General features: G+C 34.6%; 10 protein-coding genes. 4 read left to right on the plus strand and 6 right to left on the minus strand.

Annotated features, from left to right (window positions below; translation table 11 throughout):
• The first annotated feature begins 2 nt into the window (after positions 1–2).
• Positions 3–701 carry a zinc metallopeptidase gene (locus tag M4I21_RS15655; RefSeq protein ID WP_249560166.1) on the plus strand — a complete coding sequence of 233 codons (699 nt, stop codon included), beginning with the start codon at positions 3–5 and terminating at the stop codon, positions 699–701.
• 162 nt (positions 702–863) lie between these two features.
• Here the strand turns inward: M4I21_RS15655 and M4I21_RS15660 are convergent, their stop codons facing one another.
• The 6 genes from M4I21_RS15660 to M4I21_RS15685 form a co-directional block, all read right to left on the minus strand.
• Positions 864–1841: a transporter family protein gene (locus tag M4I21_RS15660; RefSeq protein WP_249560167.1), complete on the minus strand. Its 978-nt coding sequence runs from the start codon at positions 1839–1841 to the stop codon at positions 864–866.
• Between the two features lie 3 nt (positions 1842–1844).
• On the minus strand, positions 1845–2873 hold the full coding sequence (locus M4I21_RS15665; RefSeq protein WP_249560168.1) for a cytochrome-c peroxidase: 1029 nt from the start codon (positions 2871–2873) through the stop codon (positions 1845–1847).
• A gap of 81 nt (positions 2874–2954) precedes the next feature.
• Positions 2955–3800 (minus strand): MbnP family protein, encoded by an 846-nt coding sequence (locus M4I21_RS15670; RefSeq protein WP_249560169.1) that lies wholly within the window; start codon positions 3798–3800, stop codon positions 2955–2957.
• Positions 3801–4032: 232 nt separating this feature from the next.
• Positions 4033–4344 (minus strand): hypothetical protein, encoded by a 312-nt coding sequence (locus tag M4I21_RS15675; RefSeq protein WP_249560170.1) that lies wholly within the window; start codon positions 4342–4344, stop codon positions 4033–4035.
• A 108-nt stretch (positions 4345–4452) separates the two neighbouring features.
• Complete coding sequence (locus tag M4I21_RS15680) at positions 4453–4923, minus strand: Lrp/AsnC ligand binding domain-containing protein (protein WP_249560171.1); 471 nt, start codon at positions 4921–4923, stop codon at positions 4453–4455.
• Positions 4924–4971: 48 nt separating this feature from the next.
• Positions 4972–6345 carry a saccharopine dehydrogenase family protein gene (locus M4I21_RS15685; RefSeq protein WP_249560172.1) on the minus strand — a complete coding sequence of 458 codons (1374 nt, stop codon included), beginning with the start codon at positions 6343–6345 and terminating at the stop codon, positions 4972–4974.
• Positions 6346–6424: 79 nt separating this feature from the next.
• On the opposite strand from M4I21_RS15685, the gene M4I21_RS15690 reads away from it, so the two are divergent.
• The 3 genes from M4I21_RS15690 to M4I21_RS15700 all read left to right on the plus strand — a co-directional run bounded on the left by M4I21_RS15690 (position 6425) and on the right by M4I21_RS15700 (position 9441).
• On the plus strand, positions 6425–6811 hold the full coding sequence (locus M4I21_RS15690; RefSeq protein ID WP_249560173.1) for a DUF423 domain-containing protein: 387 nt from the start codon (positions 6425–6427) through the stop codon (positions 6809–6811).
• A 68-nt stretch (positions 6812–6879) separates the two neighbouring features.
• Positions 6880–8496 carry a phosphoenolpyruvate carboxykinase (ATP) gene (gene pckA / locus M4I21_RS15695; RefSeq protein WP_249560174.1) on the plus strand — a complete coding sequence of 539 codons (1617 nt, stop codon included), beginning with the start codon at positions 6880–6882 and terminating at the stop codon, positions 8494–8496.
• Between the two features lie 288 nt (positions 8497–8784).
• Positions 8785–9441, plus strand: a complete 657-nt coding sequence (locus tag M4I21_RS15700; RefSeq protein WP_249560175.1) for a hypothetical protein — start codon at positions 8785–8787, stop codon at positions 9439–9441.
• The last annotated feature ends 190 nt before the right edge of the window (positions 9442–9631 follow it).

Raw genomic sequence — 9631 nt, forward strand, 5'->3', positions numbered from 1 at the left:
CTATGTATACATATTATATTATTATTGGCGCAGTTGCTTTAGTTAGCTGGCTTGTTAGTAACAGATTAAAAAGTAAATTTGAAAAATACTCTAAAATACAATTGCGCAACGGAATGAGTGGCGCAGAAATAGCTGAAAAAATGCTAGCTGATAACGGCATTAGAGACGTACAAGTAATTTCTACTCCAGGTAGACTTACAGACCATTATAACCCTGCAAACAAAACCGTAAACCTTAGTGAAAGTGTTTACAGCCAGCGCAACGCAGCTGCAGCTGCAGTTGCTGCTCACGAATGCGGCCATGCTGTACAACACGCTACTGCATACCAATGGTTAACAATGCGTTCTAAATTAGTGCCTATTGTTAGCGTAACATCTAGCATGTCTCAATGGGTTGTTTATGGTGGCGTTATTTTAATGGCCGTATCTGGTATTGCCGGTAGTCTTGGATTTTATGTTGCTGTTGCTGGTTTAGTTATGATGGGCTTTGCTACATTATTTAGTTTTGTAACACTACCTGTAGAATACGATGCTAGTAACCGCGCTTTAGCTTGGTTAAAAAACAAAAATATGCTTAGTCAAGAAGAATACGCTGGCGCAGAAGATGCTTTAAAATGGGCTGCTAGAACTTATTTAGTTGCTGCTTTAGGTGCATTAGCATCTCTAGTATACTGGGCATACCGAGTATTTGCAAGAGATTAATTCTTTTATAAAATTTAAAAAAACAAAAAGGGTGTCTACTAGTAGACACCCTTTTTTATTGGACATAATGCTGTTCTAAAAAATTCCCCCAAACCTTTAGAACCAACCTTAATAAGAATTGTTCATTACGCCCAATTATATTTTATACCAGTTATTAAATTGCTATATATTGATATTTAAATACAAAGAAAACCTGTTTTTAACCTCAACTTTTCCGTTGTTTAAGTTTTGATCTATAGGCAACATACTTGTAACTCCTAAGGAGTATTTTTTGTAGCTAGCCTCTACACTTAGCTTGCCAAAAAACACATCGCCACCCGTATTTAAAACTGATAAATTATAAGACTCATCTTCACTATAATTTTCACCACCAACACCAAGAGCTGGCGTTAACGCAAAATTATCGGACAGGTAATATGTTTTATAGGTATTTAAACCATAATTTAACTGATTACCAAATTGATAATCTTTAGCGTTTTTTGTTTTAAAAGTATAATTCACCATTGCAGACACTCCCCAATTGTTATGCGAAAGTCCGTAATTTATAGCCGTAACATAATCCCAACTTCCGGTTCCTAACTGAAAACTAGTATTTACACTACCTGTATTATTAGCCCTATCAAAACTACCAGTAGGCATTTTTACACCACCTCCTACTTGCAAGGAGTGTTGTGGTCCAACCACCATAATACTATCTTGCTTTGCTAATATTTTGTAAAAACCTAAAACTGTAATATCTCCTAAACCACTAATATCCTGAGAAGATTTATCTGCAAACTCTCTATCATGAAAATGATAAGGCACAATTGCATTTACCAAAAAACGCTTGCCAATTGGCACTCTACCCCAAGCCTGTAGTGTATTAAAGTTTTCATCTATCCAAGGAGAATCATTAAAAATACCATCTCTAGATTGGTAACTTTGAGAAATGTAACGCACTCCTGCAAAATTGGTATCTAAACCTGTACCAAAACCCATACTACCACCATTACCACTACAACCACAAGTATCGCAAAAATCTTCAAAAACGTAATGCTTTGTTGTTGCTGTTGTTTGCAAACTATCTGTTGGTTCTGTTTTATGTATTGCAAACGCATTACACACAACCATTAGACATCCTATTATTATTAAATTTTTCATATTCTATTTCTCTGAAAATCGTTCGTCCTTTAAAAAGGTATTATCTGTAAGGGTATTTAAAAAAGCAATAATTGCTACCCTCTCCTCTGCTGTTGTAGCAATACCTAAATTACTATTGTTACGAAGTAAAGGATCTAATGTTTCCGAATCTACAACCGCTTCATTATAGAACGCCAAGACCGACTCTAAAGACCCAAAACGCCCATCATGCATATATGGCCCTGTTACCGCTATATTTCTAAGACTTGGCACTTTAAACTTGTAATTATCGGCTACAAAACCAGTTACTTTTCCTCTTCCAATATCATCTAATTTAGGATTAGGTTGCAAGCCATTATTTCTAAAACTTCCATCAGAAAACAATGCCGTAGCGTGGCAACTAGCACATTTTTGCTCAAAAAGAGCTAAACCCTGCTGCTCTACCTCAGTAAATTGCACTTGGTTATTTATATACTTATCATACTTAGCATCTGCAGAAATCATAGTTACCATAAACTGTGACAACGCCAACAAAAAGTTTTCAGAGTTTACTTCTCCATCTTCAAAAGCCTCAGCAAACAGTTTTTTATAACCAGATTTATTCTTCAGTTTTTCTATTACATTTTCTAAGGTTTCATCCATCTCTACCTCTGTAGTAATCGGAATTACAGGAAAAAGGTCTAAATGACCCGTTGCACCATCCCAAGCAAAATTTTCTAAGAAAGCCATATTTTGCACAGGCGGCGTGTTTCTTGTTCCCTCTAAATCGTTTACGCCGTGGCTAAATGTATGTCCGTGATGTGTAAATGCATATTTTTGCTCGTGACAAGAACCACAAGAAATTGTTCCTGTAGAAGACACTGCACCATCATAAAACAATTTGCGCCCAAGTTCTATTCCGTTTTCTGTTAACGGGTTGTTCGTTAAATTGTACGTTACCTCCGGAAAATGAGCTGGCACCTCTAATTCTACCGAAACATTGGTATAACCATCATCATTATTTTGGCAACCTACAATAGCTAACAAAGTCAAAAAGAAATTAATTTTCTTCATATCAACTAAATAAAAAAAATAGGAGTCACAAGCCCAGCTAAAACCAAAACTAAAACTAGGCCTGCAACACGCTATTAAATTTTAATGACTACTGTTACCAGCTTCATTGTTATGTACGTGATCTACTTTAAATACCAATGGTACGTTAGCAGCTACTATTACAGCACCTTCACCACCCATAATTGCATTGCCATAAGCTTCTAAACTAACAGCTTCTCTAGCAGTTAAAAGTGCGCTTGCATCTGTAATAATATGTACCTCTGGAGCCATATCTTCGTTAACAATAATTGCAGAACCTGCAGGTACATTTATAGTAGTTTCTGTGTAATTAGTAACCTCATCACTTGCTCTACCTAAATGCACTTTAAAATCTTCTCCTGAAATCCCAACTGGTCCAGACGCACTAGTTGTATAGCCACCTTCAAAGTTTACATACTTGTAACCAGAAGCCCAAGACCAAGTCATATCATACGCACTAGCAGCATCCCAGAAATCACCCGCTCCGCTTAACCCTTGATCATATTTTTCTTTATCTACACCAATACCAAATTTAACCGCTTGGTATTCCCCTGCTGGCACACCTTCTAAAATAATTTTTGTATTGTCTGCAAGTGCGTCGTTAGAATCTTCGCTAATAATAAAGTAACTATTTTCTTTTGGGTATGCATACTCCATACCATCTTCATCTACTAAAACAATATTACTTACAATGTAGTTTAAGCGGGTTACTGTTAAAGCCTCCCCGTTTGTATTTGCTGCATTAGCAGCTCCTAAGATTAGTTCGTTTCCTGCAAAGCTGCTATCAAACTCCAAAGTAACCTGCCCTGGATTAACATTATCCATTTCTCCGTCATCATCAGACGAGCAAGATGCTAGTGCTATTAAACTAAAACTTACTAGTATCGATTTTAAAAAATTTGTTTTCATTTTAAACTTTTACTTATTTCTTATTCTATTTTGTGTGATTTTATTGTGCGTTTAGTTCTAAAAAAGATCACATTACATAACCATATTTCTATAAAAGAAATAGATGTATTGACTTTTAAAAAAAATAAACAGCGGCGTTGTTAAGCTCTAGGCTGATAAAAAACAACATAGAAAAATGATGATTTTACAAAGACTGAAAAATCACATTAACATTAAGCTTAACTCATAAAATTTATGAAATAGGAGGACGTAAAAGGCTAAAAACCGTATTGTAGTTATAAGCACTCTCTGCAGAAAGTATTTTCGATTTTTTTTCTAATATAGATTTAGAGTCCACAAGAGATTCTTCAGTATTTTGATGAAATAACAACTGAAATTCTGACTTTACAACACCTTGCTCATTGTGTTCTTCTTGTGTAGATTTCTCTATAGATTTCATTAAAGCACACTTACCATTACACTCTAACTCTGGCTTGTCCTGGTTAATACAAAGCACAGTAGAGATATAATCATAATTAACCACATACTCCATAAATGGGAACATTGGCTTAAGGCATATTACAAATGCTATTATGAGTAAGGTTTGTTTCACGCCCCAAAATTAAGACATAAAAGAATTTAAAACTAAAACATTTGTCATAAAAAGCTACAATTATATTTGTATTTGCCTGTCTATTTGCTGATTTAAAGAAATAAAGGTTTCTGTTCTAGAAACCCCTTTTATTTGTTGTATCTCTTTGTTTAACACCTGCATTAGGTGCTCGTTATCTTTACACAAAACTTTTATTAATACAGACCAATTACCTGTGGTATAGTGACATTCTAAAACTTCGGGAATTTTCTCTAATTCTTTAACGGCACTTGGGTTACTCATAGCTTTATCTAAAAAAATACCAATGTAAGCCATTGTGGTATACCCCAAAACTTTGGGATTTATTATAAATTTAGAACCAGACATTAAGCCAGAAGTTTCTAGCTTACGTAAACGTTGATGAATTGCTGCGCCAGAAATACCAATATTACGCGCTATTTCTAAAATAGGTTTACGCGCATCTTCCATAAGGTACCTTATGATTTTCTTGTCTATTCCGTCAATTTTAATTCTATCGTTATCTAATTTCATAAATCTAGTTATAAATTAACCATAAATATACCAAAACGGTATTAAACACTAACTATACTCTGCAACAGAATTGTATCCCTTATACTCCGTATTAAACTCGTTAAAAATTACACCGTGCTCTTTTAACTCGTTTAAAATAGGTTCGTAAACCTCTTTTTTAATTGGTATTTGCACACCGTAATTGGTGATTTTATTATTTAATATTAATAAGGTTGCAATAGCTACAGGCAACCCAACAGTTTTTGCCATAGCTGTGTGTGTTTGGTTTTTACCCAAAACAACCATATTAGAATCTATTTGTTTTTCTTCACCGTTAAGACTGTACCCAAATTTATGATACATTACAATCATATCCTTATCGTTCTTATCTAAGGTCCAACTTTGCTCTAATATTTGTTGTAGTATTTGTGCAGGCGTACCGTTTTTTAGTGTAATTTTTTTAGTGTCATCAAAAAGATGAAGCTCTACTAATTTTGCCCACCTAATATCGTCCTGATCTATTTTAAGATAATGACGTAATTTAAGCTCTACAGAATCTGTTGGTGAGTATTGTAAAAACAAATTGGTAAACGCTCTGTAGCTCATATTTTCAGAGTTTTCAATGGTGTAGCTATCATCTGTCATCCCAAGTTCTACAAGCATATTCCAAGCCTTAGAAAAACCAACACGACGCATAGTACCTCTATATAAGGTTAACACATCTTGCAAACCGTATACTTCTCTATATTTTAAAGAATCTCTGTTAGCGTAGCCTTCAAACCTACCAAAACCTTTTACGTCAAAAAATTCTGTTCTTCTAAACAACTTATTATAAGGTATGTATTTATAGGTACCCTCTTGTATAAACTTAGCTGCACCACCTTGACCAGCAACAACAACGTTTCTAGGGTTCCAAGTAAACTTGTAATTCCACAAATTAGTATCGCTCTCCGGAGCCACCAAACCACCCGTAAAAGACTCAAACAATAACATTTTACCGCCTTGATCTCTAATATCATCTATAATTTGCATAGCACTCATATGGTCTATACCAGGATCTAGGCCTATCTCGTTCATAAAAACAAGTTTATTTTCTTTTACCTGCTTGTCTAAACCCATTAGCTCGTCGCTAACATAAGACGCTGTAACCAAATGTTTTTTAAAACCAACACAATCTTTAGCTACTAAAATGTGTAAGCTAGCGGGCAGCATAGATATTACTATGGTTGCACTTTGTATTAGCTTTTGTCTCTCTTCAATATTAAAAATATCTAAACCAACAACTGTACAGGCATTGTGACTAGCTATACTTGCAGCAATATTTTCTGGTTGCAGATCTGCAATAGTAATATGTAGTTTTTCTTCTTTTGCCTTACCAAGTAAATAATCTAATAAATAAGCGGTAGATTTTCCGGCACCTAATACAAGTATTTGTCTTAACATATGTTTTATTACTTTTGATGGTGATACTGATGAAAACATCAGTTTTGTTACATTTATAAATTTACAAACGTTTTTTGTTATGAACAAAACAATTTTAACCACTGGAGTGTTTTTTGGACTTACTGCAGTAATTTTTGGTGCTTTTGGTGCACACGGATTAGATGGTTTAATTGATGCAAAATCTATAGCCTCTTACAAAACAGGTACAGATTACCAGATGTACCACGCGTTACTTTTACTGGCTTTAGGTGTAATACCACAGCTTACAGCAAAGCATAAGAAGCCAATTTTTTACCTTTTAGTAACTGGTATAATACTATTTAGCTTTTCAATTTATCTTTTAAGTATTGATACAATTTTAGGATTTAACGCAAAATCTATTGCTTTTGCCACTCCAATTGGTGGATTATTATTAATTATTGGATGGTTTTTATTAGGTTATCGTATTTTTAAACATTTTAGCTAAACATTTCGCAATTAAACTGCATAACCGCAAAAATTTTTTAGCTTTGCACTAACATTAAAACTAAAACTATGAGCACTTATAGTCCAGACACGAAAACGATTTCGTTGGAGGAATATGGTATTACAAGCACTGACATTAATTATCAATTATCTCCGTCAGAATTGCACAAAATAACTTTGGAAAAAGGTATGGGTAAAGAGGCTTCTTCTGGAGCTTTAGCAATTAATACTGGCGAATTTACAGGTAGATCTCCAAAAGACAGATTTATTGTAAAGGATGATGTAACTGCTGAAAAAGTTTGGTGGGGAGATATTAACATTCCTTTTGCACCAGATAAATTTGATGCACTTTACGACAAAGTCATTACTTATCTAAACGAAAAAGAACTTTATGTAAGAGATGCTTATGCATGCGCTGATAAAGATTACAAATTAAACATTAGAGTTATTAACGAGCATCCTTGGGCAAATATGTTTGCTTACAACATGTTCTTAAGGCCAACTGTAGAAGAGCTTAATGGCTTTGATCCAGAATGGACCGTAGTTAATGCTCCAGGTTTTATGGCAGACCCAGAAGTAGATGGTACTCGCCAACACAATTTTGCAATTTTAAACTTTACAAGAAAAATTGCTTTAATTGGTGGTACTGGTTACACAGGAGAAATTAAAAAAGGTATTTTTTCTGCTTTAAACTTTATTTTACCTGTTTACAAGGACACAATGCCTATGCACTGTTCTGCAAACGTTGGTAAAGATGGTGATACTTCTATTTTCTTTGGATTATCTGGAACAGGTAAAACTACCCTGTCTGCAGATCCAAACAGAAAATTAATTGGTGATGATGAGCACGGTTGGACAAACCAAAACTCTGTTTTTAATTTTGAAGGTGGTTGTTACGCTAAAGTAATTAACCTTTCTGCAGAAAATGAACCAGAAATTTTTGGTGCAATCAAAAAAGGTGCAATTTTAGAAAACATTGTTATGGATGATAACGGTGTTGTAGATTTTGCAGACACCTCTATTACTCAAAACACAAGAGTTAGTTACCCTATTTATAATATAGAGAACATACAAGAACCATCTATAGGTACGAACCCTAAAAATATATTCTTTTTAACAGCAGATGCCTTTGGTGTATTGCCTCCAATCTCTAAACTAACTCCTGCACAAGCTGCTTACCACTTTATATCTGGTTATACAGCTAAAGTAGCAGGTACAGAAGCTGGTGTTGTAGAGCCGGTACCATCTTTTTCTGCTTGTTTTGGCGCTCCATTTATGCCATTACACCCAACTAAATATGCAGAAATGCTAAGTGCAAAAATGCAAGAAGCTGGTGTTAATGTATGGCTAGTGAACACAGGCTGGACAGGCGGACCTTACGGTATTGGTACACGTATGAAATTAAAGTACACACGTGCTATGATTAACGCTGCATTAAATGGTGATTTAGGTTTATATTCTTATGACAACTACCATATACACTCTGTATTTGGTGTTGCACAACCAAGACATTGTCCTGGGGTACCGTCTGAGGTATTAAGTCCTAAAACAACTTGGAATAACGATGAGGAGTACTACAAGACTGCTTTTAAATTATCTAACGCGTTCCGTGAAAACTTTAAAAAGTTTGAGCCTTACGCTAACGAAGAAATTAGAAGAGGTGGCCCACAACGTTACTCACTTTAATAAACAAATGCAAGGCTTAGTGTAACTTAAGCTTGTACTTATAATAGAACTAATCCAGGGGAGCACGCTTCTCTGGATTTTTTGGTTTTAAAAGTATACGTTTTATCAGCTATAATAAAAAAATACTTTTACACTTATTTACATTTCTAAAATAAAAAATAGTTGTAAATTGTAGGAAAATTAAACACTTAAAACCTAAATGTGCGTTTATACAGCCGTATTGGAGGAATAAACGCAATTAATTGAGGTTATTGAGTAGTTATGGGCAATATAAAAAAAGACAAACACATGAACTACGACAAGAAAAAATACAAAATTTGGGATTGGAAAAGTCCAGTGATTTTGCACTGGATAATTAATCCAGGATTGGTTATTAATGAATTGATTTTGGGGCAAACAATTCCGAAAGTAATGTTGATAGAACGAGAAGGAAAAAAGCCATTTTATGAACGTTCATTTATACCTTGTCCTCATTGTGGAGAACTACATTCAGGATTGAAATATTCTGCTAAAAATAAGACAGCATTTAAAAATTGGTTTGGTTTCTACTGTGACAATTGCCAAGAAATAATTCCAGCCCAAAGAAATCTGACTTCATTAATTATATTGACAATTACTTTTCCTATTTGGGGATGGTTTAAACAAACAATAAAACAAAAGTGGTTAGACAAACAACCTGAAAGATATAAAAACTTGAATCTTGAAATTAATGAGAAGAAAAATACAACAAAGAATTGGTTAAAATCAGGACTTTTCTTTGGACTATTTATGTTTATTACAATGCAAATTATTCTCCCATTAATTAAAAGTGAGGAAATTACTCAGAAAAGTATTCTGATTGGAATACCATTATGGCTGATTTGTGGACTTGGTTGGGGATTAACGATGAAATGGTGGATGAATAAAAAGGGGAAAGAAAATACAGCCCATAACACACGCTCATAAATAATTGCCGCATAGTTGTAAATTCAAGGGTTGTGGCCCGCTTTAAGTTCTGTGTAACTGGGCAGGTAAGTAACCCGCAATCGGCAACTATTCATAGCGCAAAACGATGGAACACATTCAGCGAAAAGCTGACCAAAGTTGCTACACAGCTACGCTGTTCCCGCCCCTTTGGAAAATGTGTTCCATCGCC

Source organism: Cellulophaga sp. 20_2_10, from assembly GCF_023476645.1.
Classification (GTDB): Bacteria; Bacteroidota; Bacteroidia; order Flavobacteriales; family Flavobacteriaceae; genus Cellulophaga.